A 25769-nucleotide genomic window follows, 5' to 3' on the forward strand; every position below is an offset into this window, starting at 1 on the left:
GGCGGCATGCTATTAGAGAAATTAATCGTTTTAATATTATTGATTAGCAAACTCTAATGACTCTTACCCAAATAAATTCTTTACTCGCCGTGCTGGATTACGGTGGCTTTACTGAAGCCAGCAAGCGATTGTTCATGACGCAGTCGGCGGTAAGTCAGGCAATTGCTGCCCTCGAACAAGAACTTGGTGTGAATATACTGTTACGCGATCGCCGTAAAGCTATACAACTGACCACAGCAGGTCATCGCATTGTGCATCATCTGCGCGCCATTAATCGGGAAGTTAACGCAGTAAAAGAGATAGCCGAGCAGGAAAAGCAGAACCCTCAAAGAACGCTGAGACTTGGTTGTTTCCCCAGCGTCTGCGCCTGTATCTTACCGGCTGTGATTCGCTACTTTGAAATTCATCATCCGAATATAAAAATTATTCCTTTTGAGGAAAATAGCACAGCGATTATTGATTCCCTTCAGAATGAATCCATTGATGCCGGTTTTGTTCATTTTCCGGTGAGCGGAATGTACTCCGTGCCCATTTATCAGGATAAATTCACCGTAGTGTTACCGCCCAACCATGCTCTGGCAAAAAACAGCACTATTACAGTGGAAGAGTTAATGGGTGAACCATTAATTATTAGTAAAGGACGCTATGAATTAAGCATTATGGCACTATTTAAAGAAAAGAATATTACCCCACAGATAAAATATGAATTTAATCACCCGGATACAGCGATCAGTTTTATTCGACAGGGATTAGGCATCGCCTTATTACCAGAGTTAACGCTGAAAACCATTGCAGATGAATTGTGTTCCGTTCCTCTCGAACCAACCTTCTATCGACAGATTTCGTTGCTGGCTAAAGAAAAGCCGGTAGAAGGCAGTCCACTGTTTTTACTACAAATGTGTACGGAACAACTCGTGGTGAGTGGAAAAATTTGATGTAAGACATGAGATTGATGACAAATGCAAGACTGCCTGATTCGCCACACTTAGTTGTACTATAGCCTTTACCAGGCGTAATAATTCGTTTTCACCTGATTTTGGCCCACTTTGTGAATTGGCGATATATATTTATCCAGTTGGGAGAAGTGACAATGACTCCAGGTAGAAACCGGTATGAAGCGCCCGACTCACTGTCAAAACCGATTGTTGAGAGTAATGACACTCCGGCGAACAGTACACAGTTTACTCTGGAGCCATTCTCAATCTTCAAGTGGGATACCTAATAACTTGTCAGGGAAGTTATCAATATCTGTTTGTTACTTATTACCGTATTTATTAACAATAATGATACTTTCTAACATGCGTAAAGGTCTTCGTAATAAAATGAGCTAAATTTGATAGTGAATATATTTTGCAAAGATTAGATTGTATCTTGTTAACTCACACTACAAGGAATCATTTATGCCAAATACATCTATTCACTTATCTCGCTGTAATATTTTACAAAATAATAAATTGCAACCAGCAGAAGTTTACAAAGAATCACAACAAACCGCGAAACTTGAGATTTTTTGCGATGAGTTTCTAAAAATATCTCAAAGTAGATACGGGTTATCAACCTCAGCAGACAGCATAGCTAATTTATTGGCTTTTTTCACGAAAGCCTCAGATGCAATTGATAGTATCAAGACCCAAAAAATTGACGTTCACAGTTATGGTTTCGTACCAATAAGACATTTTGTCGAACATGTCATAACGTATAAAAATGAATTTGCAGCGGATTATGAACCCTATACCCTTACCTTTACCCGAGGTGAAAACAACGAAGGTATTTTGAGTGTCGAAAGCAAAGAAGGGTTTATTTCACAAAGAACAATAAACTTAAATGAATATGAAACTGCAATTAACATCATCAATGAACATGTTATAAAAGAAAATATCCACAACACGGTCCAGTCACCGACAGAAAAAGACATTTCAAAAATAAACAGCTCTGATAAACCTTATAAAACCAGCAGTGAGGAAAGTATTAAAAGTCAACTTTACAGCGATCAAAAAAAATATACAGACCTGCTACTACATTCTGAGAAAAATACAGAATGGTACAAATACGCATCCTCCGTGGAACGCTATGATAAATTCAAGAATTCTTCTAAGGAAATTAAAAATACCTACAAGCAAATTGTACAAGCGCAGAAAAAATTGAACCAAATGAAATACATAAATAAATTAAGTGGTGAGCTTATCGATATCGCCGACAAAAAGTTAGCACCATTAATAAATGATAGTTTCAGCTATACACGAGATTTCTTTGCTTACTCAAAACAGGAAAATAACATCTTCACGTTTGATAATTCTAAGTTTGAAGATCCAAAGGAAAAAAAAGGTTTAATGGTACAACACAGCAATGGACAACTAGTTATTACTGGTGAATATTGTCCTGAAGGTGTGCAAACAGCATTCACTCAAGACCAATATGATAAATTAATAAGATACATTAATATTTTCTTTACTTTTCCGAAATGCGAATAATACTTTACAGTATAAACTGCAATACAATTTATTATTGAACCCAATTCATACTATTTAAGGAATAACAATGCCCAGTGTTAGCTTTCTTAACGAATGAGTTTTACGCAAATATGTTGGCATCTTTTTTAACAGGATGCACCGGTTAATGAATAGAACAACCGGGAGTAACATTATTTCTCTTTAGCAGAGGATGGCGCATGAACGCCATCCTGCAATAGCATTACTCTTTATTAAGGAATTTTACTGCCTTATCAGGGAAATCAGTAAACAGCCCATTTACACCCGCTTTGTTATACAGAGCATCATATAACTGATTCACATCAGTAGTGTATTCAGGCAGTTTATCTGACCGCACGGTATAAGGATGCACTACCAGCTTGTTCTGCTGAGCATCTTGCACCATGCCAGTGAGTTTGATATTACCCGGCTGCGATGTCTCCTCAATCAACATATGGTAATCCGGACCAATACCATCTGCATATTCCGCCACCTGTTTCATGGCTCCCGGCTTAAACATCCAGTCGTAGTTGTAATTAACCCAGCTTCCGTCCGGCTGTTTCTGCTGAGTTTCGTTCCAGTCGGTATAGGCAATCAGCTGTACCAGATTGAGGTCCATGCCCATTTTAGGTTCCAGCTCATTCTTAATACGCTTCAGTTCATCGGCATCAAAACATTGCAAATAAACTTTGTCGTCCTTACCGGTGTAACCATATTTCTTCAGCACTTCCAGCGTTTTTGCCGCAATATCCTTCCCTTCCTGATGATGGAACCACGGCGCTTTAATTTCTGGATAGATACCGATATTTTTCCCGGTAGAGTGATTTAACCCCTGAACAAATTCAATCTCTTCTTCGAAAGTGTGTACCCGGAAGTCAGATTTACCCATCGGGAAACGGCCCGGATAAGTCTGTACTTTCTTACCGTTTTCAATATCGAAACCTTCGGTAAATTTCAGTGACTTAATTTCATCGAGCGTGAAATCTATCGCGTAGTAACGACCGTCTTTGCGCGCCCGATCCGGGAAACGATCGGCAACATCAGTAACACGATCGAGATAATGGTCATGCAGGACAACCAGATGGTCGTCTTTGGTCATCACCAAATCTTGTTCCAGATAATCCGCTCCCTGCGCATACGCCATCGCTTTTGCTGGCAGCGTATGCTCCGGCAAATATCCACTGGCACCGCGATGGGCGATGACTATTTTTTCGTTGTTATCCGCCGCCATTGCACCGCTTCCCATGACCATAGTGCTCATCATGATCGCCATGCTAAGGTTTTTCAGCGTCAATTTCATGCCATTAGCCTCCGTTGCGTTTTTGCAGTAATTCCTGATGGCGACGTTTTTCGCCAATCATCACAACAATCAACAAGATAACCGCCAGAATGCTGCCGCCAATCATTACCATAAAGCCGCCATCCCAGCCGAAGAAGTCCACGGTGTAGCCAACAATCGCGCTCGCCGCCACCGAACCGCCCAGGTAACCAAACAGCCCGGTAAAGCCCGCTGCCGTACCTGCCGCTTTTTTCGGTGCCAGTTCCAGCGCATGCAGACCGATCAACATCACAGGACCGTAAATCAGGAAGCCGATAACAATCATACAGATCATATCGACGTTCGGATTGCCCGCCGGGTTCATCCAGTAAACGATAGTCGCGATGGTCACCAGTGTCATAAAGAAGACGCCGGTGGCCCCACGGTTACCGCGGAAGACTTTGTCCGACATCCAGCCGCACAGCAGGGTGCCCGGAATGCCCGCATACTCATAGAAGAAGTAGGCCCAGGAGGATTTATCCAGCGCGAAGTGTTTCACCTCTTTCAGATAAGTCGGTGACCAGTCGAGGATGCCGTAACGCAGCAGATAAACGAACACGTTGGCGATAGCGATGTACCACAGCAGTTTGTTCGGCAGCACGTACTGCATGAAGATTTGCTTCGCAGTCAGCTCCTGTTCCGCTTTTTCGTTATAGTCGTCCGGATAATCATTTTTGTACTCTTCGATCGGCGGCAGGCCACAGGATTGCGGGGTATCGCGCATCATCGCAAAGGCGAACAGTGCCACCAGAATGGCGCAGAATGCGGGCATATAGAGCGCGGCGTGCCAGTCATTGAACCAGGCCATCCCCAGCAGGAACAGCAGCGGCGGAATACCACCACCGACGTTGTGCGCACAGTTCCATACTGACACAATGCCGCCACGTTCTTTCTGCGACCACCAGTGCACCATAGTACGACCGCACGGCGGCCATCCCATCCCCTGGAACCAACCGCAGAGGAACAGCAGCACAAACATCACCGCAATGCTCGACGTCGCCCAGGGCACAAAGCCCATAAAAAGCATCACCGCCGCCGCCAGAATCAAACCTGCGGGCAGGAAAACGCGCGGATTCGAGCGATCCGACACCGAGCCCATGATGAATTTCGAAAATCCATAAGCAATCGAGATCCCCGAAAGGGCAAAACCTAAATCACCGCGTGAGAAGCCCTGCTCGACCAGATAAGGCATAGCGAGCGCAAAGTTCTTACGAACCAAATAGTAAGCAGCATAGCCAAAGAATATCCCCAGGAAAATTTGCCAGCGCAATCGACGATAAGTCGGATCGATCTCCGCGGCAGGTAAGCGCGCTTTGTGTGGCGCTGGTTTAAAAATACTCAACATTGATAGCCTCCGTGGCCCGTGGTCTTATTTATGATTAACAGCCTGATTCAGTGGGAGAACCTGCCGTTTCTTGAGTTGCCGCGATGTTAAGAAAACATTCATAAATTAAATGTGAATTACCGCACACATTATTAAATACGATGGGTTAAATGTTCAGAATGACGCATGAAATCACGTTTCACTTTCGAATTATGAGCGAATATGCGCGAAATCAAACAATTCATGTTTTTACTATGGCTAAATGGTAAAAAACGAACTTCAGAGGGATAACAATGAAAACTCGCGACTCGCAATCAAGTGACGTGATTATCATTGGCGGCGGCGCAACGGGAGCCGGGATTGCCCGCGACTGTGCCCTGCGCGGGCTGCGCGTGATTTTGGTAGAACGCCACGACATCGCAACCGGTGCCACCGGGCGTAACCACGGCCTGCTGCACAGCGGTGCGCGCTATGCGGTAACCGATTCGGAATCGGCCCGCGAATGTATTAGTGAAAACCAGATCCTGAAACGCATTGCGCGTCACTGCGTTGAACCGACCAACGGCCTGTTTATCACCCTGCCGGAAGATGATCTCTCCTTCCAGGCCACTTTTATCCGCGCCTGCGAAGAAGCAGGGATCAGCGCAGAAGCTATAGACCCGCAGCAAGCGCGCATTATCGAACCTGCCGTTAACCCGGCACTGATTGGCGCGGTGAAAGTTCCGGATGGCACCGTTGATCCATTTCGTCTGACCGCAGCAAACATGCTGGATGCCAAAGAACACGGTGCCGTTATCCTTACCGCTCATGAGGTCACGGGACTGATTCGTGAAGGCGCGACGGTGTGCGGCGTTCGTGTACGTAACCATCTCACCGGCGAAACTCAGGCCCTTCATGCGCCTGTCGTGGTTAATGCCGCTGGGATCTGGGGGCAACACATTGCCGAATATACCGATCTCCGCATTCGCATGTTCCCGGCGAAAGGATCGCTGCTGATCATGGACCACCGCATTAATCAGCATGTGATCAACCGCTGCCGCAAACCGTCCGACGCCGATATTCTGGTGCCTGGCGATACCATTTCGCTGATTGGCACCACCTCTTTACGTATTGATTACAACGAGATTGACGATAATCGAGTGACGGCAGAAGAAGTTGATATTCTGCTGCGTGAAGGGGAAAAACTGGCCCCCGTGATGGCGAAAACGCGCATTTTGCGGGCCTACTCTGGCGTGCGTCCACTGGTTGCCAGCGATGACGACCCGAGCGGACGTAACGTCAGCCGTGGCATCGTGCTGCTCGATCATGCTGAACGCGATGGTCTGGACGGATTTATCACCATCACCGGTGGCAAACTGATGACCTATCGGCTGATGGCGGAATGGGCTACCGACGCGGTATGTCGCAAGCTGGGCAATACGCGCCCCTGTACCACTGCCGACACGCCGTTGCCTGGCTCACAGGAACCGGCAGAAGTCACGCTGCGCAAAGTGATCTCCCTGCCCGCTCCGCTGCGCGGTTCCGCAGTTTACCGGCACGGCGATCGCACACCAGCCTGGCTGAGCGAAGGCCGCCTGCACCGCAGCCTGGTATGTGAGTGCGAAGCGGTAACTGCGGGTGAAGTGCAGTACGCAGTAGAAAATTTAAATGTTAACAGCCTGCTGGATTTACGCCGTCGTACCCGTGTAGGGATGGGTACCTGCCAGGGCGAACTCTGCGCCTGCCGGGCTGCCGGACTGCTGCAACGTTTTAACGTCACGACGTCCGCGCAATCTATCGAGCAACTTTCCACCTTCCTTAACGAACGCTGGAAAGGCGTGCAACCCATCGCCTGGGGAGACGCACTGCGCGAAAGCGAATTTACCCGCTGGGTTTATCAGGGACTGTGTGGTCTGGAGAAGGAGCAGAAAGATGCGCTTTGATACTGTCATTATGGGCGGCGGCCTCGCCGGATTACTCTGTGGCCTGCAACTGCAAAAACACGGCCTGCGCTGTACCATTGTCACTCGTGGTCAAAGCGCGCTCCATTTCTCATCTGGATCGCTGGATTTGCTGAGCCATCTGCCGGATGGTCAACCGGTGACAGACATTCACAGTGGACTGGAATCTTTGCGTCAGCAGGCACCTGCCCATCCTTACAGCGTTCTCGGCCCACAGCGCGTGCTCGATCTCGCTTGCCAGGCGCAAGCATTAATCGCTGAAAGCGGTGCGCAATTACAGGGCAGCGTAGAACTGGCCCACCAGCGGATTACGCCACTCGGCACTCTGCGCTCAACCTGGCTAAGTTCGCCAGAAGTTCCTGTCTGGCCGTTGCCCGCGAAGAAAATATGTGTGGTCGGGATAAGCGGCCTGATGGATTTTCAGGCGCATCTTGCGGCGGCTTCATTGCGCGAATTGGATCTTAAAGTTGAAACCGCAGAAATTGAACTGCCGGAACTGGATGTGCTGCGCAACAACGCCACCGAGTTTCGCGCGGTGAATATCGCCCGTTTCCTTGATAACGAAGAGAACTGGTCGCTGTTACTTGATGCGCTTATTCCTGTCGCCAATACCTGCGAAATGATCCTGATGCCCGCCTGCTTCGGCCTGGCTGATGACAAACTCTGGCGTTGGTTGAACGAAAAACTACCTTGTTCATTGATGCTTTTGCCAACGCTGCCGCCTTCCGTGCTGGGCATTCGTCTGCAAAATCAGCTTCAACGTCAGTTTGTGCGCCAGGGTGGCGTGTGGATGCCAGGCGATGAAGTGAAAAAAGTGACCTGTAAAAATGGCGTAGTGAATGAAATCTGGACCCGCAATCACGCCGATATCCCGCTGCGCCCACGATTTGCGGTGCTTGCGAGCGGCAGTTTCTTTAGCGGCGGACTGGTGGCAGAACGTGACGGCATTCGCGAGCCGATTCTCGGCCTTGATGTGCTACAAACCGCCACGCGGGGTGAATGGTATAAGGGCGATTTTTTTGCGCCGCAACCGTGGCAGCAGTTCGGTGTAACCACTGATGAGGCACTACGCCCGTCGCAGGCAGGTCAAACCATTGAGAACCTGTTTGCCATCGGTTCGGTGCTGGGCGGATTTGATCCCATCGCCCAGGGATGCGGCGGCGGTGTTTGTGCCGTCAGTGCTTTACATGCCGCTCAACAGATTGCCCAACGCGCAGGAGGCCAACAATGAACGACACCAGCTTCGAAAACTGCATTAAGTGCACCGTCTGCACCACCGCCTGCCCGGTGAGCCGGGTGAATCCGGGATATCCGGGGCCAAAACAAGCCGGGCCGGATGGCGAGCGTCTGCGTTTGAAAGATGGCGCACTGTATGACGAGGCGCTGAAATATTGCATCAACTGCAAACGTTGCGAAGTCGCCTGCCCGTCCGATGTGAAGATTGGCGATATCATCCAGCGCGCGCGGGCGAAATATGACACCACACGCCCGTCGCTGCGCAATTTTGTGTTGAGTCATACCGACCTGATGGGTAGCGTTTCCACGCCGTTCGCACCAATCGTCAATACCGCTACCTCGCTGAAACCAGTGCGGCAGCTGCTTGATGCGGCGTTAAAAATCGATCATCGCCGCACGCTACCGAAATACTCCTTCGGTACGTTCCGTCGCTGGTATCACAGCGTGGCGGCCCAGCAGGCACAATATAAAGACCAGGTGGCTTTCTTTCACGGCTGCTTCGTTAACTACAACCATCCGCAGTTAGGCAAAGATTTAATTAAAGTGCTCAACGCAATGGGTACCGGTGTACAACTGCTCAGCAAAGAAAAATGCTGCGGCGTACCGCTGATCGCCAACGGCTTTACCGATAAAGCACGTAAACAGGCAATCACAAATGTAGAGTCGATCCGCGAAGCAGTGGGAGTAAAAGGTATTCCGGTGATTGCCACCTCCTCAACCTGTACCTTTGCCCTGCGCGACGAATACCCGGAAGTGCTGAATGTCGACAACAAAGGCTTGCGCGATCATATCGAACTGGCGACCCGCTGGCTGTGGCGCAAGCTGGACGAAGGCAAAACGTTACCGCTGAAACCGCTGCCGCTGAAAGTGGTTTATCACACTCCGTGCCATATGGAAAAAATGGGCTGGACGCTCTACACCCTGGAGCTGTTGCGTAAAATCCCGGGGCTTGAGTTAACGGTGCTGGATTCCCAGTGCTGCGGTATTGCGGGTACTTACGGTTTCAAAAAAGAGAACTACCCCACCTCACAAGCCATCGGCGCACCACTGTTCCGTCAGATAGAAGAAAGCGGCGCAGATCTGGTGGTTACCGACTGCGAAACCTGCAAATGGCAGATTGAGATGTCCACAAGTCTTCGCTGCGAACATCCGATTACGCTGCTGGCCCAGGCGCTGGCTTAAACTCCTTTCTGATGCCCGGTAAGCATGTTGTTACCGGGCATTTTTGCGTACACGATTCCGTGCCCAATGTATGCGTTGCAACGCAGTGAAAATTCCTCTGAAAACGTCTCGCAAAGGCTGAAACTGGCAGATGTCAAAGGCCTGGGATAACCGTAATGTCGCGTCATCATAAATATCAGGTGACGGACAACCATGACCGAATCAACAACCTCCTCCCCGCATGATGCGGTGTTTAAAACCTTTATGTTCACACCCGAAACCGCTCGGGATTTTCTGGAAATACATCTACCAGAGCCGCTGCGCAAGCTTTGCAACCTGCAAACTTTACGCCTGGAACCCACCAGCTTTATTGAAAAAAGTTTACGCGCTTACTACTCGGATGTTTTGTGGTCTGTGGAAACCAGCGACGGTGAAGGCTATATCTACTGCGTGATTGAACATCAAAGCTCTGCAGAAAAGAATATGGCTTTTCGGCTAATGCGCTATGCCACTGCCGCCATGCAGCGTCACCTGGATAAAGGCTATGACAGAGTTCCGCTGGTGGTGCCATTGCTGTTTTATCATGGCGAAACCTCGCCCTACCCGTACTCACTCAACTGGCTGGATGAGTTTGACGATCCGCAACTTGCCCGGCAGTTGTACACCGAAGCTTTTCCGTTGGTGGATATCACCATCGTACCTGACGATGAGATCATGCAACATCGGCGTATAGCTCTGCTGGAACTGATTCAAAAGCATATTCGCGACCGCGATTTAATCGGTATGGTCGACAGGATCACCACGCTTTTGGTTAGAGGCTTCACTAATGACAGCCAGCTACAAACGCTGTTTAATTATCTGCTGCAATGCGGCGATACCTCCCGTTTCACCCGCTTTATTCAGGAGATTGCCGAACGTTCACCACTACAAAAGGAGAGATTAATGACTATTGCTGAACGGCTGCGGCAGGAAGGACATCAAATTGGCTGGCAGGAAGGTAAAATTGAAGGTTGGCAGGAGGGGAAATTGGAGGGGTTGCAGAAAGGCAAAGTAGAAGGTATGCATGAACAAGCCATTAAAATTGCCTTGCGCATGCTGGAACAGGGCTTTGAACGTGAGATTGTGCTGGCGACAACCCAACTCACTGATGCTGATATTCCGAACGGTCATTAAAAGGAGAGATTAATGACTATTGCTGAACGGCTACGGCAGGAAGGACATCAAATTGGCTGGCAGGAGGGTAAATTAGAAGGTTTGCAGGAAGGCATGCATGAACAAGCCATTAAAATTGCTTTGCGCATGCTGGAACAGGGCATTGATCGTGACCTGGTGCTCGCGGCCACCCAGCTAAGCGAAGCCGATCTGGCAGCGAATAACCACTAATTAACACAGGCCCACAGCCGATCCCCATGGGCCTTTGATATCAATAACTACCTTTTATGCGTGGCCCATTTTTGCCTGATTTAAACATCGCCAGTCGTTGATCCAGGGCATCGCTGTAGAGCATCGTGTCAACGCCAACAGCGACAAAGTTCGCTCCCCACGCCAGGCATTGCTGCGCCATATCAGGAGCCACAGCCAGAAAACCAGCCGCTTTACCCGCAGCACGGATCCGCCGAATGCTGGTTTCAATAATTCGCTGCACTTCCGGGTGCCCGGCGTTATCCGGGTAGCCCAACGAGGCAGAAAGATCCGCAGGTCCAATAAACACGCCGTCAATCCCTTCGACGTCGAGGATTTCGTCCAGGTTATCCAGTGCTGTTTTACTTTCCACCTGCACCAACAGACAAAGCGAATCGTTGACTTGCGCCATGTAATTCTCAATGCGTCCCCAGCGCGCAGCCCGTGCCACACTGGCCCCGACACCACGCTCACCGTAGGGAGGATAGCGCGTGGCAGACACCACCTGACGTGCCTGATCGGCAGTATCGACCATCGGGATCAGTAGAGTTTGCGCGCCAATATCCAGGACTTGTTTAATCAGCGACTTACTGCCTTCCACCGGACGGATCACGGGTTGGCTGGCATAGGGCGCTACCGCCTGTAGCTGGTGATAAAGATCCTGAATGGTGTTTGGCGCGTGCTCCCCGTCAATCAGCAACCAGTCATAACCGGAGGTGGCGGCAATTTCTGCCATATAAGAAGTAGTCGAGCTTAACCACAGACCAATTTGCACTTCGCCCTTGCGTAAACGTTCTTTAAAGGGATTGGTTAATAATGCGTTCATGGTGTTCCTTAACCTATTAATGATGTGCCACGTCGGTCTGCGCAACAGTGCGATTTACACGCAGAGTGAAAATAATCAGCGAACCGATGACCGCCACCGCTGCCAGCGTCAGTAATCCCGCCGCATCGCTGGCAAACAACGTTTCTGCTTTCACGCGCAGGATCGGGGCAATAAACCCACCCACTGCACCAAACAGGTTTACAAAACCAATCCCCGCCGCCAGCGCCGTACCGGAAAGCAGTTGTGTCGGCATCGTCCAGAACACCGGCTGCACGGCAATAAACCCGATGGCTGCAACACACAGCGCTACGATCGCCAGTACTGGAGAAAGCAGCCCGGAGAGACCAATACCAATGCCTGCCGCCAGTAATGTCAGCGCCGCGACATTACGCCGTTCGCCGGTTTTATCGGAATAGCGCGGAATAAGCCAGGTCCCAAACAAGGCCGCGACCCACGGAATGGCGGTGACCACCGACGCCGTAAAGCCCACTTTTGTCCCCAACAATGCAGCAACCTGCGTCGGCAGGAAGAAAATTAATCCGTAAACCGCCACCTGAATGGTCAGGTAGATAATCGCCAGTTGCCAGACTCGCCCATTACGCAGCGCATCGCTCAGTCGAGAAGTCACTTTCTGTTGTTCTTCACTTGCCAGTTGGTTGATAAGCAACGTTTTTTCTTCTTTACTCAGAAAACGTGCCTGCTCCGGCGTGTCATCAAGCCAAAAGAATGTGAATACCCCAGCGCCGACTGCCAGCAATCCTTCAATCACAAACATCCAGAACCAGCCGGGATGCCCCATAAATCCATGCATCTCCAGCAGCGCGCCGGAAAGCGGTGATCCCAGTGTTAACGCCAACGGTGCGCCCATATAGAACAGCCCCATAATGCTGGCGCGATTACGCTGCGGAAACCATTGCGAGGTGAGATAAATCATACCAGGGAAGAACCCGGCCTCCGCAGCACCAAGCAGAGTGCGAACGATCAGAAATTTCGCTTCAGTATCGGCCCATGCCATGGCTGCCGAAAGAAATCCCCACAGCAGTGTTGTCGTACCAATCCAGGTTCTGGCCCCCAGTTTGCGCATCAAAAGATTCGCCGGAACACCCAGAAACGCATATACCACAAAGAAAATGCCTGCTCCCAGCGCATAAGCTTCATTACTCAGCCCGGTATCAATCTGGTAGGTTTGTTTGGCAAAACCGATATTCGAACGGTCGAGAAACGCCAGCACATACAGCGCCAACTTGACATCCTCCACGCCCTGAAGAACGTGGATCCCTGCTACGTTCAGGCTGTCGCCTGAATCATTTCGGTGGGTTCCTGCTTCAACGAGCGGCCTGACTGCACCATCTCTCCACAGGCAAGAACGGCGTGCCCCGCCGCTAAAATGTTACGAGCGCCATTTACATCGGCGTTCGCTGTATATCCACATACCTGGCATCTGAATTGACTTTGTGACAGGCGATTTTCTTTCGCAGTATGACCACAGCACGCGCAACGCTGGCTTGTGTACGCTGGCGGAACAGCAAGCAACTGACCGCCACTCCAGAGCTGCTTGTACTCAAGCTGGCGGCGCATTTCATACCAGCCCTGATCCAGTATCGAACGGTTTAAACCTGATTTTGCCCGGACATTGCGCCCCGGCTGGCTGACCGTACCCGCTGCTGACTTTGACATGTTGCTGACCTTCAAATCCTCAATGACTATCATTGCGTGGTTTTTGCTGACGGTCGTTGTGACTTTGTGAAGGTAGTCCCTGCGGATATTTGCGATACGGGAATGCAGTCGCTGTATTTTGCGTTTCTGCTTCTGCCAGTTATTGCTGAATTTGACCCTGCGGCTTAACTGTCGCTGAAGTCTCGCCAGCTTCTTCTGGTTTTTCTGAAAACTGTTTACAGGCTCAAAGACTGTGCCATCTGACAGCGTGGCGAGTTTAGCCACGCCAGCATCCAGCCCGACCATTGATGCTGAAGGGTGAACCGGAGTTGATACTTCACTTTCTGTCTGAATACTGATGTACCACTTACCGCAGGACTGGCTGACAGTGACATTTTTTACAACACCCGTGACCTGACGGCTGTTCCGGTAGCGCATCCAGCCCAGTTTCGGCAGAAAAATACGGCTGTTTTCCTGATCGAGCTTAACGCCCTGCGGATAGCGGAATGCATCATTCTGTCCCCGCTTTTTGAATCGGGGAAAAGCAGCCCGATTCTGGAAGAAGTTTTTGTAAGCCCGCTCAAGGTCTTTCAGTGACTGTTGCAATGGCTGTGAGGGCGAATCTTTAAGCCATTGCGTTTCAGTGGCGTTTTTCCACTCAACCAGCCAGGAAGCCATTTTCCCGTAAGGGATGTATTTATTACCGGCCTCATGATTCTCATTCTGAAGCGCCAGAGCGCGATTGAAAACGAAACGACATGCGCCTGCGAAGCGCCTCATTTCACACTCCTGTTGACCACCTGGTCTTAACTGGAATTTAAATGCCTGTAATCGTTTCACAGGTCAAATGATACTTTGGTCTATGAAAAAAGAAACCGATATCCGGCGTGGAAGGCATTGTGTTTTCCTGATGCATGTTCACCTGGTCTTTGTCACCAAATACCGACGCCAGATTTTTGACCATGACGCGACAGAAAAACTACGCACTTACTTTTCAAATGTATGTGCTGATTTTGAAGCTGAACTGGTTGAAATGGATGGCGAACCAGATCACGTCCATTTGTTAATTAACTATCCTCCCAAACTGGCGATATCCAGTCTGGTAAACAGCCTCAAAGGCGTATCGGGTAGGTTACTGCGACGAGATCGACCAGATATTGCAGTCAGGTATTACTACAAAGGCGTTTTGTGGAGTCCTGGCTATTTTGCCAGTAGCTGCGGAGGTGCGCCAATATCCGTCATCCGCCAATACATTGAACAACAGCAAACACCTGGTCAGGTGGAAAACCGCGCCTTATATCCCCGCCCTGAAGGACGGGGTTTTACAGCGCACTGGATAAAGTCATGGACTCAACAACCTCAATCCAGCCATGCTCACTGGCGATGTCCTGGCCGTTTAACCAACGGCGCAGCATATTCAGTGCCATCATTGCGCACACTTCCTGACGGATAGCCAGGCTGTAGCGCGTAGTGCTGAAACGCACACGCAGAGCGAAAGTGCCGTCTGGCGTGGCTAGCGCAAAGTTGAGATGTTCGTTCTCGAAACCAGAAACAGCCAGTGCCAGCCCGGCAAAATGGTTGGCCCGCCGTTCTGTAATCCAGTGCGCAGTTTGCGCCAGGGTTTCCTCCTGTGAAGGAACCACTTCACACGCCAGCAATGGAGCACCTGCGCGAGAAAGTTGCAAAGCCAATAAACCACCGGTGAATTGCTCGCTCAACGTCAGGCTGAACTGGCGGTTTTGCAATTCGCGGCTGATCTGCGAGGGCAGTCCTTCGGTACCTTCGAAAATCACGCTCTGTCCGGCAACACGTTTAACGTCCAGCCACAGTTTTTCCATCGCCTGTTTCTCGCTTGCCGGTCCGGTGAGTTTCAGTTCGATAATCGGCATAGAAGAGCGATAGCCCATTGTTACCCCCGGCGGCAGTTGCAGGGTGTCCAGGCTTTGTGCCAGATCGCTTTCCGAACGACCAAATGTAGTCAAACGCAGACAAACCGGCGGCTGCGGTAAAGAAAAACGCTCGCGCAGGCGCGGCAGGATTTCGTGCTCGACCATCACCTTAAATTCTGACGGTACGCCGGGGGTAAAGAACATCAGGCAACGATTAAGCTGCACGGCAAAACCACAGGCGGTGCCTACCGGGTTATTGATAAATTCAGCACTGGCAGGTAGCTCCGCTTGTTTACGGTTGCTCGGTGTCATTACTCGTCCACGTTCGTGGAAATAGCGTTCCATCTCTTTGAGCCAGGCCTCATGCAGCACCAGGCCTTCACCTTTTGCTGTTGCAGCGGCGAGTGCGCTTAAATCATCACTGGTCGGCCCCAGCCCGCCGTTAACGATCAGCACATCGGCGTGCTGACTCCGTTCGCGAAGAATGGTCACTAAGTCATCAAGGTTATCTCCCACCGTATTGCGGCGAGATAATGGCAACCCCTGATGAAAGAAAAAATCGGCCAGCCAGGCAGCGTTAGTGTCAACGATTTGCCCGTGTAACACTTCATCCCCGGTGGATAGCATTTCCACTTTTAACATGGTTATCTCCTGCTTTTGTTATCGAATCACTATAACGCAAAGGAAGATAAGGCGTAGTAAGAAACTGAATGGCGCGACAGAATGCCGCGCCGGAAGGGATCAGAAACTGGCGTTAACCCCAACATACGGGCCGTCAGCCACGGCGTTGTCGCGGTTACCGTCTTTACCAGAAAGGTTCAGGTAGCGATAGCCCGCCTCAATACTCACTGGACGCATAATGGTGTAACGCGCGCCCGCATTCGCTTCCTCATAACTTTTAATACCGCTGGAGAGCGAATCCGGAGAGTAGTAATACTCGCCAAACAAACGGAAGCTGTTGCCAATTTTCCACTGCAAACCACCTCCTACCGCTGCGGCATAACCTTCATCGCCGTAATTCGGGTTGGTGTAAACGCCTTTTCCGCCAACGGTCGCCATTAACGGCCCGAGAGGCAGATTCAACCCCAGCCCCACGCCCGCGACGTCACCGTCGTCGTCGTTATGTGTCCAGTTACCGCTTAACGCCAGGCCCGTCGATTCAGTCCCAAAACCGACACCAATATTGGTGTATTCTTTACCCGCCTGACCGCTGATGCTCATTGCATTGACCGATGCAGAAACCAACAGCATTCCGGCCAGACCTGCTAGCGCAATTTTTTTCATTTTCCCCTCTCCCACAAGCAATAAATCAAAATTCCCAAAGCTGCGGGATTGTACTGCCTGGCACAGAGGATTCAATGAGCGAAAAAAGGGATCTAGTCACTTATTGTAACTAAATACTTCTTAAATAATTAAACGCCGAAAAAATAAACACACTTTACCGATACACACAAAAATAATAATAAGTGCAGTTATCATCGCAAAAGAGATTACTGTCACTTTCACATATTTCTGAGTTACCGTATTCTCATGGTTTCTTTTTATTTATAAGGAATATCCCCGTGCGACAACGGACTATTGTATGCCCTTTGATTCAAAATGATGGTGCTTATTTGCTGTGTAAAATGGCCGACGATCGCGGCGTTTTCCCCGGTCAATGGGCGCTTTCGGGTGGTGGCGTGGAGCCTGGCGAACGAATTGAAGAGGCACTACGCCGCGAAATTCGCGAAGAACTGGGAGAACAGCTGCTTTTGACAGAAATCACGCCGTGGACCTTCAGCGATGATATTCGCACCAAGACGTATGCAGATGGTCGCAAGGAAGAGATTTATATGATTTACCTGACTTTTGACTGCGTTTCTGCCAACCGAGAAGTGAAAATAAACGAAGAGTTTCAGGACTACGCGTGGGTAAAACCTGAAGATCTGGTGCATTATGATTTGAATGTCGCCACCCGAAAAACGTTACGTTTGAAAGGTCTTCTGTAATAATGATGACAGCCATTACTGGCTGTCAGATTGAAAATTTAGTGGTTAACGAATTCCCCATCCAGATAAACTTTGCCTTTTTCCACATGCATGACTAAACCATCCAGATAATCAGGTTTAAATGTCGCATCACGCTTATCTTTAGCAATATATGTCAGGCAATGATTATGGGTGAAAATAACGATATTTTTATCAGGCGCTTTGCTTTGTAAGTCCTTAATTGCACTATAAATCTCATTACCGCACTGAAGAAGTCGTTTATCTACCGTCAGCTTTTTACCCGCTGAAAACCAGGTCGCCGACTGAATGGTCCGGACGGTATTACTGGAATAAAGATCGAAATCAGGGATATCAGCACTAAAAGCGTTGCCCAGTTCACGGGCATCCTGGGTACCTTTGACCGTAATACCTGTTTTATCTGACAAGCATTGATTGGTTGAACGATCGCAACGTTCAGCATGGCGAAACAAAACGACAACCGGATGCTGCTGTGCCAGTCTGGCCAGCGTTTTATTGTCGATACGTGGCAAACCATTGCTACTCCAGGCGGCATGAGTACCCAGTCCGGCAATTGCAGCGAGCGCCAGTAAAATGATGAAATATTTTTTTGACTTCAACGAAGAGCGGCAAAAAGCTAACACGTAAACTCCACCTATAGACAAGCGCAACCAGACAATTACCGTGAAATTGAGCGACATTTCTGGCGATAATTAGCAGTTGGTGTAATATTAAAAATCCTGCGATGCCGGCAAAATGCCTCAAAATTTTGCCAAATGCAAAGCCTAAATAAGAAAAAATATAAAAATTTCAATATTTACGTCTAATATTAGTTTCTTAAGGTTAAGTTAATATTCTATCCTTAAAATTTTGCTCCAAATGGCAAAATATACACAACACTCTTTATAGCAAATATAAGTGGACAGGTATTCAATGGCGGAAGGAAAAGCAATGTCAGAATTTTTGCCTTTTTCGCGACCAGCAATGGGCGTGGAGGAACTCGCTGCAGTTAAAGAGGTTCTCGAATCCGGTTGGATCACAACCGGTCCGAAGAATCAGGCGCTTGAACAAGCCTTTTGCCAGTTGACGGGAAATCAGCATGCCATCGCGGTCAGTTCAGCCACCGCCGGAATGCATATCACGCTAATGGCGTTGGAAATTGGCAAGGGCGATGAAGTGATTACGCCTTCCCTGACCTGGGTTTCAACCCTCAATATGATTTCCTTGTTGGGTGCAACGCCGGTAATGGTGGATGTCGACCGCGATACGCTGATGGTCACGCCTGAAGCGATCGAGTCAGCCATTACGCCACGCACTAAAGCCATCATTCCGGTGCATTATGCCGGTGCGCCAGCAGATATTGACGCCATTCGCGCCATTGGCGAACGTTACGGCATCGCAGTTATCGAAGATGCTGCCCATGCCGTCGGTACGTATTACAAAGGGCGACATATTGGCGCAAAAGGTACCGCTATTTTTTCGTTTCACGCCATCAAAAATATTACCTGTGCGGAAGGTGGCCTGATTGTTACAGATAATGAAAACCTTGCCCGCCTGCTACGGATGCTGAAATTTCACGGTCTGGGTGTCGATGCCTATGACAGACAAACCTGGGGCCGTGCACCGCAAGCTGAAGTCTTAACGCCGGGCTATAAGTATAATCTGACCGATATTAACGCCGCGATTGCCCTGACCCAGTTAGCCAAATTAGAGCACCTCAACACCCGTCGGCGCGAAATTGCTCTGCAATATCAGCAAGCACTGGCAGCTCTCCCCTTTCAGCCATTAAGCCTTCCCGCCTGGCCGCACGTTCACGCCTGGCATCTGTTTATTATTCGTGTCAATGAACAACGTTGTGGTATCAGTCGCGATGCGTTGATGGAAGCGTTAAAAGAAAGAGGCATTGGTACCGGGTTACATTTCCGCGCCGCTCACACACAAAAATATTATCGCGAGCGTTTTCCCACGATGTCGTTACCGAATACCGAATGGAATAGCGAACGCATCTGTTCGTTGCCGCTGTTCCCGGATATGACCACCGCCGATGCCGACCGCGTCATCACAGCCCTTCAGCAACTCGCAGGACAATAAGCCATGTTTGAAATCCACCCTGTTAAGAAAGTCTCGGTGGTTATTCCCGTTTATAACGAGCAGGAAAGCTTACCGGAATTAATCAGGCGCACCACAAAAGCCTGTGAATCACTGGGGAAAGAGTATGAGATCCTGCTGATTGATGACGGCAGTAGCGATAATTCCGCGCATATGCTGGTCGAAGCCTCACAAGCGGAGAACAGCCATATTGTGTCTATTTTGCTTAACCGCAATTACGGGCAACATTCAGCGATTATGGCGGGATTCAGTCACGTTACTGGCGACTTAATTATTACCCTTGATGCCGATCTCCAGAATCCGCCAGAGGAGATCCCCCGCCTGGTGGCAAAAGCCGATGAAGGCTACGACGTGGTAGGAACTGTGCGTCAGAACCGCCAGGACAGCTGGTTTCGTAAAACGGCATCGAAGATGATTAACCGGCTTATTCAGCGCACCACCGGCAAAGCGATGGGTGACTACGGTTGTATGCTGCGCGCCTATCGCCGTCATATTGTCGATGCGATGTTGCACTGCCATGAACGCAGTACCTTTATCCCGATTCTGGCGAATATCTTCGCCCGCCGTGCCATTGAAATTCCCGTGCATCATGCCGAGCGTGAGTTTGGTGAATCCAAATACAGTTTTATGCGCCTGATTAATTTGATGTACGACCTGGTGACCTGCCTTACCACAACGCCGCTACGTATGCTGAGTCTGCTTGGCAGCATTATTGCGATTGGAGGTTTTAGCATTGCTGTGCTGCTGGTGATTTTACGCCTGACCTTCGGACCACAATGGGCGGCAGAAGGCGTCTTTATGCTATTTGCCGTGCTGTTTACTTTTATTGGCGCTCAGTTTATCGGCATGGGATTACTCGGTGAATATATCGGCAGGATCTACACCGATGTCCGCGCCCGCCCCCGCTATTTTGTTCAGCAAGTTATCCGTCCATCCAGCAAGGAAAATGAATAATGAAAACCGTCGTTTTTGCCTACCACGATATGGGATGCCTCGGTATTGAAGCCCTGCTGGCTGCCGGTTACGAAATTAGCGCCATTTTTACCCATACCGATAATCCCGGTGAAAAAGCCTTTTATGGTTCCGTAGCTCGTCTGGCGGCGGAAAGAGGCATTCCGGTTTATGCGCCGGATAACGTTAATCATCCGCTGTGGGTGGAACGTATTGCCCAACTCTCACCAGAGGTGATTTTCTCTTTTTATTATCGCCATCTTATTTGCGACGAGATTTTGCAGCTCGCTCCCGCAGGTGCATTTAATCTGCATGGTTCGCTGTTACCAAAATATCGTGGTCGCGCGCCGCTGAACTGGGTGCTGGTGAACGGTGAAACGGAAACTGGCGTTACATTGCACCGAATGGTGAAACGTGCCGATGCCGGGGCCATTGTGGCGCAACTGCGCATTGCCATTGCGCCAGACGATATCGCTATTACGCTGCATCATAAATTGTGCCATGCCGCGCGCCAGCTACTGGAACAGACATTACCCGCCATTAAACACGGTAATATTCTGGAAATCGCCCAGCGCGAAAACGAAGCCACCTGTTTTGGTCGCAGAACACCGGAAGACAGTTTCCTCGAATGGCATAAACCGGCATCCGTGCTGCACAACATGGTGCGTGCCGTTGCCGATCCGTGGCCGGGTGCCTTCAGCTATGTTGGTAATCAGAAATTTACCGTCTGGTCGTCACGCGTGCATTCTCATGCGCCCGCAGCACAACCGGGGAGCGTGATTTCTGTTGCGCCACTGCTGATTGCCTGTGGCGATGGCGCGCTGGAAATCGTCACCGGACAGGCGGGCGACGGCATTACTATGCAGGGCTCGCAATTAGCGCAGACGCTGGGCCTGGTGCAAGGTTCACGCTTGAATAGCCAGCCTGCCTGTGCCGCCCGACGCCGTACCCGGGTACTCATCCTCGGGGTGAATGGCTTTATTGGCAACCATCTGACAGAACGCCTGCTGCGCGAAGATCATTATGAAGTTTACGGTCTGGATATCGGCAGCGATGCGATAAGCCGTTTTCTGAATCATCCGCATTTTCACTTTGTCGAAGGCGATATCAGTATTCATTCCGAATGGATTGAGTATCACGTCAAAAAATGTGATGTCGTCTTGCCGCTGGTGGCGATAGCCACGCCGATTGAATATACCCGCAACCCACTGCGCGTATTTGAACTCGATTTTGAAGAGAATCTGCGCATTATCCGCTACTGCGTGAAGTACCGTAAGCGAATCATCTTCCCGTCGACTTCAGAAGTTTATGGGATGTGTAGCGATAAATACTTCGATGAGGATCATTCTAATTTAATCGTCGGCCCGGTGAATAAACCACGCTGGATTTATTCGGTGTCTAAACAATTACTTGATCGGGTTATCTGGGCCTATGGCGAAAAAGAGGGTTTACAGTTCACCCTCTTCCGCCCGTTTAACTGGATGGGACCACGACTGGATAACCTTAATGCGGCACGAATCGGCAGCTCCCGCGCTATTACGCAACTCATTCTCAATCTGGTAGAGGGTTCACCGATTAAGCTGATTGATGGCGGAAAACAAAAACGCTGCTTTACTGATATTCGCGATGGTATCGAGGCGTTATACCGCATTATCGAAAATGCGGGAAATCGCTGCGACGGCGAAATTATCAACATTGGCAATCCTGATAACGAAGCGAGCATTGAGGAACTGGGCGAGATGCTGCTGGCGAGCTTCGAAAAACATCCGCTGCGCCATCACTTCCCACCGTTTGCGGGCTTTCGTGTTGTCGAAAGTAGCAGCTACTACGGCAAAGGATATCAGGATGTAGAGCATCGTAAACCGAGCATCCGCAATGCCCGCCGCTGCCTGGACTGGGAACCAAAAATTGATATGCAGGAAACCATCGACGAAACGCTGGATTTCTTCCTGCGCACCGTTGATCTTACGGATAAACCATCATGACCAAAGTCGGCTTACGCATTGATGTCGATACCTTTCGTGGCACCCGTGAAGGCGTGCCGCGTCTGCTGGAAATCTTGAGTAAGCATAATATTCAGGCCAGCATTTTTTTCAGCGTCGGCCCGGACAATATGGGCCGCCATCTCTGGCGACTGGTGAAGCCAAGGTTTTTGTGGAAGATGCTGCGCTCAAACGCGGCATCGCTTTATGGCTGGGATATTTTACTGGCAGGTACGGCCTGGCCAGGTAAAGAGATTGGTCATGCCAATGCCGATATCATTCGTGAAGCGGCTAAACACCACGAAGTCGGCCTGCACGCCTGGGATCACCATGCATGGCAAGCCCATAGCGGTAACTGGGATCGGCAAACAATGGTCGACGATATCGCACGCGGCCTTCGCACCCTGGAAGAAATTATCGGCCAACCGGTAACTTGCTCCGCAGCCGCTGGCTGGCGTGCCGACCAGCAGGTGATCGAAGCAAAAGAAGCGTTCCATTTGCGCTACAACAGCGATTGTCGTGGGGCGATGCCGTTTCGTCCATTGCTCGAATCAGGAAAACCCGGTACTGCGCAAATTCCGGTGACCTTACCCACCTGGGATGAAGTGATTGGTCGGGATGTGAAAGCAGAAGATTTTAACGGTTGGTTACTCAACCGCATCCTGCGAGATAAAGGCATGCCGGTTTATACCATTCATGCAGAAGTTGAAGGCTGCGCTTATCAGCATAATTTTGTGGATCTCCTGAAACGGGCAGCCCAGGAAGGCGTGACATTTTGCCCTTTAAGCGAACTGTTATCAGGGACGTTGCCGCTCGGGCAAGTTGTTCGCGGAAATATTGCCGGACGTGAAGGCTGGCTGGGTTGCCAACAAATTGCGGGTAGTCGCTGATGAAATCGGTACGTTACCTTATCGGCCTCTTCGCGTTTATTGCCTGCTATTACCTGTTACCGATCAGCACGCGTCTGCTCTGGCAACCCGATGAAACGCGTTATGCGGAAATCAGTCGGGAAATGCTGGCATCCGGCGACTGGATTGTGCCCCATCTGTTAGGGCTACGTTATTTCGAAAAACCCATTGCCGGATACTGGATTAACAGCATTGGGCAATGGCTATTTGGCGCGAATAACTTTGGTGTGCGGGCAGGCGTTATCTTTGCGACCCTGTTAACTGCCGCGCTGGTGACCTGGTTTACTCTGCGCTTATGGCGCGATAAACGTCTGGCATTACTCGCCGCAGTGATTTATCTCTCATTGTTTATTGTCTATGCCATCGGCACTTATGCCGTGCTCGATCCGTTTATTGCCTTCTGGCTGGTGGCGGGAATGTGCAGCTTCTGGCTGGCAATGCAGGCACAGACGTGGAAAGGCAAAAGCGCAGGATTTTTACTGCTGGGAATCACCTGCGGCATGGGGGTGATGACCAAAGGTTTTCTCGCCCTTGCCGTGCCGGTATTAAGCGTGCTTCCATGGGTTGCAACGCAAAAACGCTGGAAAGATCTCTTTATTTACGGCTGGCTGGCGGTCATCAGTTGCGTACTGACGGTTCTCCCCTGGGGACTGGCGATAGCGCAGCGGGAGCCTGACTTCTGGCACTATTTTTTCTGGGTTGAGCATATTCAACGCTTTGCAATGGATGATGCTCAGCATAGAGCTCCGTTCTGGTACTACTTGCCGGTCATCATTGCCGGTAGCCTGCCGTGGCTGGGATTACTCCCCGGAGCACTGTACGCAGGCTGGAAAAACCGCAAGCATTCCGCAACCGTCTATTTGTTGAGCTGGACGATAATGCCGCTGCTGTTTTTCTCCGTCGCCAAAGGCAAATTGCCCACCTATATTCTTTCCTGCTTTGCACCTCTGGCAATGCTGATGGCGCATTACGCTTTGCTGGCAGCAAAAAATAATCCTCTGGCGCTGCGGATTAATGGCTGGATTAACATCGCTTTTGGTGTCACTGGCATTATTGCCACATTTGTGGTCTCCCCATGGGGACCAATGAACACGCCAGTGTGGCAAACCTTCGAGAGCTATAAAGTCTTTTGTGCCTGGTCGATTTTTTCGCTATGGGCATTTTTCGGCTGGTACACCTTAACAAACGTCGAAAAGACCTGGTCTTTTGCCGCGCTTTGCCCGCTGGGGCTGGCGTTGCTGGTAGGATTTTCAATTCCTGACAGAGTCATGGAAGGAAAACATCCGCAATTTTTTGTCGAGATGACACAAGAATCACTTCAGCCAAGCCGCTATATTCTTACTGATAGCGTCGGTGTTGCCGCAGGTCTGGCATGGAGCCTGCAACGCGATGACATCATCATGTATCGCCAGACAGGTGAGTTGAAATACGGCCTTAATTATCCGGATGCGAAAGGGAGATTTGTCAGCGGTGATGAGTTCGCAAACTGGCTTAATCAACATCGTCAGGAGGGGATTATTACACTCGTGCTTTCGGTTGACCGCAATGAAGATATCAACAGTCTCGCCATTCCGCCCGCAGATGCCATCGATCGTCAGGAGCGTCTGGTGCTGATTCAGTATCGTCCCAAATGATCTGGCTAACATTAGTCTTTGCCAGCTTGCTTAGCGTTGCCGGGCAGTTGTGTCAGAAACAGGCAACCTGCTTTGTGGCGATAAACAAACGGCGCAAACATATCGTGCTGTGGCTGGGACTGGCGCTGGCTTGTCTTGGTCTTGCCATGGTGCTCTGGCTGCTGGTCTTGCAGAACGTACCGGTAGGCATTGCCTACCCGATGTTAAGTCTGAATTTTGTCTGGGTGACGCTGGCTGCAGTAAAACTGTGGCACGAACCGGTATCGCCGCGTCACTGGTGTGGGGTGGCGTTCATTATTGGTGGCATTGTGATCCTCGGGAGTACCGTGTAATGGGCCTGATGTGGGGATTATTCAGCGTCATTATCGCCTCCGCTGCGCAATTAAGCCTGGGTTTTGCGGCGAGTCATCTGCCGCCGATGACGCACTTATGGGATTTTATCGCGGCGCTGTTAGCTTTTGGCCTGGATGCCCGGATACTGTTACTCGGGCTGCTGGGTTATCTGCTTTCCGTTTTTTGTTGGTATAAAACGCTACATAAACTTGCGTTAAGCAAAGCCTATGCCTTGCTCAGTATGAGCTATGTGCTGGTATGGATTGCATCAATGATACTTCCCGGCTGGGAAGGAACTTTTTCGCTGAAGGCACTACTGGGAGTTGCTTGTATTATGAGCGGGTTGATGTTGATTTTCCTGCCCACGACAAAACAACGTTACTGAGTTTTCCCTGCCGCTGTACACTGCCGTTCCCACTCATCGGGGCTATAACTGCTTGCCGAGAGGACTTTCACCGTATGCAGCTTTTCACGATTAATACAATAAAGCGCATTCTGCAAAGGGGAGAGTAAATCCCCCACTTTCACGGCGAAGTCACTCTTCACTTCGGCGATCATTTTTATCGCGCCGCCAGCATCGCAGAGCATAAGTACATGTCTGTTATCTTGTTTATTGCAGCACGATTTTTTGACCAGCCATTCCATTGC

The 25769-nt window shown here is 49.9% G+C and carries 22 protein-coding genes and 3 pseudogenes; 16 read left to right on the top strand and 9 right to left on the bottom strand.

The annotated features are described in order from the left end of the window. The first annotated feature begins 56 nt into the window (after positions 1 to 56). Positions 57 to 935 carry a LysR family transcriptional regulator gene (locus G434_RS17225; RefSeq protein WP_000176736.1) on the top strand — a complete coding sequence of 293 codons (879 nt, stop codon included), beginning with the start codon at positions 57 to 59 and terminating at the stop codon, positions 933 to 935. A 465-nt stretch (positions 936 to 1400) separates the two neighbouring features. Then, positions 1401 to 2471, top strand: a pseudogene (locus G434_RS17220) (hypothetical protein). Positions 2472 to 2691: 220 nt separating this feature from the next. Here the strand turns inward: G434_RS17220 and glpQ are convergent. Continuing rightward, a complete protein-coding gene (gene glpQ, locus G434_RS17215) occupies positions 2692 to 3768 on the bottom strand; it encodes a glycerophosphodiester phosphodiesterase (protein WP_000779113.1) in 1077 nt (358 codons plus the stop codon). A 4-nt stretch (positions 3769 to 3772) separates the two neighbouring features. Further along, positions 3773 to 5131, bottom strand: a complete 1359-nt coding sequence (gene glpT / locus G434_RS17210; RefSeq protein ID WP_000948719.1) for a glycerol-3-phosphate transporter — start codon at positions 5129 to 5131, stop codon at positions 3773 to 3775. Positions 5132 to 5403: 272 nt separating this feature from the next. Here glpT and glpA point away from each other — a divergent pair, with 272 nt between their 5' ends. The 5 genes and pseudogenes from glpA to G434_RS17185 form a co-directional block, all read left to right on the top strand. After that, a complete protein-coding gene (gene glpA, locus G434_RS17205; RefSeq protein WP_016239060.1) occupies positions 5404 to 7032 on the top strand; it encodes an anaerobic glycerol-3-phosphate dehydrogenase subunit A in 1629 nt (542 codons plus the stop codon). Further along, positions 7022 to 8281 (top strand): glycerol-3-phosphate dehydrogenase subunit GlpB, encoded by a 1260-nt coding sequence (gene glpB, locus G434_RS17200; protein WP_001209956.1) that lies wholly within the window; start codon positions 7022 to 7024, stop codon positions 8279 to 8281. Before glpA ends, glpB begins: the two co-directional genes overlap by 11 nt. Next, positions 8278 to 9468, top strand: a complete 1191-nt coding sequence (glpC, locus tag G434_RS17195; RefSeq protein ID WP_001000352.1) for an anaerobic glycerol-3-phosphate dehydrogenase subunit GlpC — start codon at positions 8278 to 8280, stop codon at positions 9466 to 9468. Before glpB ends, glpC begins: the two co-directional genes overlap by 4 nt. Before the next feature lie 192 nt (positions 9469 to 9660). Next, positions 9661 to 10620 carry an ISNCY family transposase gene (locus G434_RS17190; protein WP_000140599.1) on the top strand — a complete coding sequence of 320 codons (960 nt, stop codon included), beginning with the start codon at positions 9661 to 9663 and terminating at the stop codon, positions 10618 to 10620. Further along, positions 10621 to 10830: pseudogene (locus G434_RS17185) on the top strand (hypothetical protein); the annotation flags it as partial. Positions 10831 to 10870: 40 nt separating this feature from the next. Here the strand turns inward: G434_RS17185 and yfaU are convergent. Genes yfaU through G434_RS17170 form a run of 3 tightly spaced genes read right to left on the bottom strand, consistent with a single transcriptional unit; the run spans position 10871 to position 14170 of the window. Next, positions 10871 to 11674: a 2-keto-3-deoxy-L-rhamnonate aldolase gene (gene yfaU, locus G434_RS17180; RefSeq protein ID WP_000992992.1), complete on the bottom strand. Its 804-nt coding sequence runs from the start codon at positions 11672 to 11674 to the stop codon at positions 10871 to 10873. Positions 11675 to 11690: 16 nt separating this feature from the next. After that, complete coding sequence (locus G434_RS17175) at positions 11691 to 12965, bottom strand: MFS transporter (protein WP_042004878.1); 1275 nt, start codon at positions 12963 to 12965, stop codon at positions 11691 to 11693. Continuing rightward, positions 12962 to 14170: an RNA-guided endonuclease InsQ/TnpB family protein gene (locus G434_RS17170; protein WP_032143504.1), complete on the bottom strand. Its 1209-nt coding sequence runs from the start codon at positions 14168 to 14170 to the stop codon at positions 12962 to 12964. Before G434_RS17170 ends, G434_RS17175 begins: the two co-directional genes overlap by 4 nt. A gap of 7 nt (positions 14171 to 14177) precedes the next feature. Here G434_RS17170 and tnpA point away from each other — a divergent pair. Next, positions 14178 to 14603: pseudogene (tnpA, locus tag G434_RS27310) on the top strand (IS200/IS605 family transposase); the annotation flags it as partial. A 49-nt stretch (positions 14604 to 14652) separates the two neighbouring features. Here tnpA and G434_RS17165 read toward each other — a convergent pair. Both G434_RS17165 and G434_RS17160 read right to left on the bottom strand, forming a co-directional pair. Beyond that, the gene (locus G434_RS17165; protein WP_000921638.1) at positions 14653 to 15861 is read right to left on the bottom strand and encodes a nicotinamide mononucleotide deamidase-related protein YfaY; all 1209 of its coding nucleotides are present in this window, start codon (positions 15859 to 15861) and stop codon (positions 14653 to 14655) included. 99 nt (positions 15862 to 15960) lie between these two features. Further along, positions 15961 to 16503 carry a YfaZ family outer membrane protein gene (locus tag G434_RS17160; protein WP_001301623.1) on the bottom strand — a complete coding sequence of 181 codons (543 nt, stop codon included), beginning with the start codon at positions 16501 to 16503 and terminating at the stop codon, positions 15961 to 15963. A gap of 278 nt (positions 16504 to 16781) precedes the next feature. On the opposite strand from G434_RS17160, the gene nudI reads away from it, so the two are divergent. Continuing rightward, the gene (nudI, locus tag G434_RS17155; protein ID WP_001306470.1) at positions 16782 to 17207 is read left to right on the top strand and encodes a nucleoside triphosphatase NudI; all 426 of its coding nucleotides are present in this window, start codon (positions 16782 to 16784) and stop codon (positions 17205 to 17207) included. Between the two features lie 38 nt (positions 17208 to 17245). Here the strand turns inward: nudI and ais are convergent, their stop codons facing one another. Further along, positions 17246 to 17848 (bottom strand): lipopolysaccharide core heptose(II)-phosphate phosphatase Ais, encoded by a 603-nt coding sequence (ais, locus tag G434_RS17150; RefSeq protein ID WP_001306469.1) that lies wholly within the window; start codon positions 17846 to 17848, stop codon positions 17246 to 17248. Positions 17849 to 18155: 307 nt separating this feature from the next. On the opposite strand from ais, the gene arnB reads away from it, so the two are divergent. Genes arnB through arnF form a run of 7 tightly spaced genes read left to right on the top strand, consistent with a single transcriptional unit; the run spans position 18156 to position 25506 of the window. Further along, positions 18156 to 19295: a UDP-4-amino-4-deoxy-L-arabinose aminotransferase gene (gene arnB / locus G434_RS17145; protein WP_019842024.1), complete on the top strand. Its 1140-nt coding sequence runs from the start codon at positions 18156 to 18158 to the stop codon at positions 19293 to 19295. Positions 19296 to 19298: 3 nt separating this feature from the next. Further along, complete coding sequence (gene arnC / locus G434_RS17140) at positions 19299 to 20267, top strand: undecaprenyl-phosphate 4-deoxy-4-formamido-L-arabinose transferase (protein ID WP_000461642.1); 969 nt, start codon at positions 19299 to 19301, stop codon at positions 20265 to 20267. After that, positions 20267 to 22249 (top strand): bifunctional UDP-4-amino-4-deoxy-L-arabinose formyltransferase/UDP-glucuronic acid oxidase ArnA, encoded by a 1983-nt coding sequence (arnA, locus tag G434_RS17135; RefSeq protein ID WP_000860278.1) that lies wholly within the window; start codon positions 20267 to 20269, stop codon positions 22247 to 22249. The genes arnC and arnA overlap by 1 nt, the downstream gene beginning before the upstream one ends. Then, positions 22246 to 23136, top strand: coding sequence for a 4-deoxy-4-formamido-L-arabinose-phosphoundecaprenol deformylase (gene arnD / locus G434_RS17130; RefSeq protein ID WP_000169749.1), 891 nt, complete (start codon positions 22246 to 22248; stop codon positions 23134 to 23136). Before arnA ends, arnD begins: the two co-directional genes overlap by 4 nt. Further along, on the top strand, positions 23136 to 24788 hold the full coding sequence (arnT, locus tag G434_RS17125; RefSeq protein ID WP_000844019.1) for a lipid IV(A) 4-amino-4-deoxy-L-arabinosyltransferase: 1653 nt from the start codon (positions 23136 to 23138) through the stop codon (positions 24786 to 24788). The genes arnD and arnT overlap by 1 nt, the downstream gene beginning before the upstream one ends. Next, positions 24785 to 25120, top strand: coding sequence for a 4-amino-4-deoxy-L-arabinose-phosphoundecaprenol flippase subunit ArnE (arnE, locus tag G434_RS17120; RefSeq protein ID WP_000638031.1), 336 nt, complete (start codon positions 24785 to 24787; stop codon positions 25118 to 25120). Before arnT ends, arnE begins: the two co-directional genes overlap by 4 nt. Then, on the top strand, positions 25120 to 25506 hold the full coding sequence (gene arnF / locus G434_RS17115) for a 4-amino-4-deoxy-L-arabinose-phosphoundecaprenol flippase subunit ArnF (protein ID WP_000523862.1): 387 nt from the start codon (positions 25120 to 25122) through the stop codon (positions 25504 to 25506). The genes arnE and arnF overlap by 1 nt, the downstream gene beginning before the upstream one ends. Here the strand turns inward: arnF and pmrD are convergent. Then, complete coding sequence (gene pmrD, locus G434_RS17110; RefSeq protein WP_001297080.1) at positions 25500 to 25766, bottom strand: signal transduction protein PmrD; 267 nt, start codon at positions 25764 to 25766, stop codon at positions 25500 to 25502. The genes arnF and pmrD overlap by 7 nt on opposite strands. Positions 25767 to 25769: the final 3 nt, after the last annotated feature.

Origin of the sequence: Escherichia sp. KTE172, assembly GCF_000408845.1 — a bacterium.
Taxonomy (GTDB): domain Bacteria; phylum Pseudomonadota; class Gammaproteobacteria; order Enterobacterales; family Enterobacteriaceae; genus Escherichia; species Escherichia coli.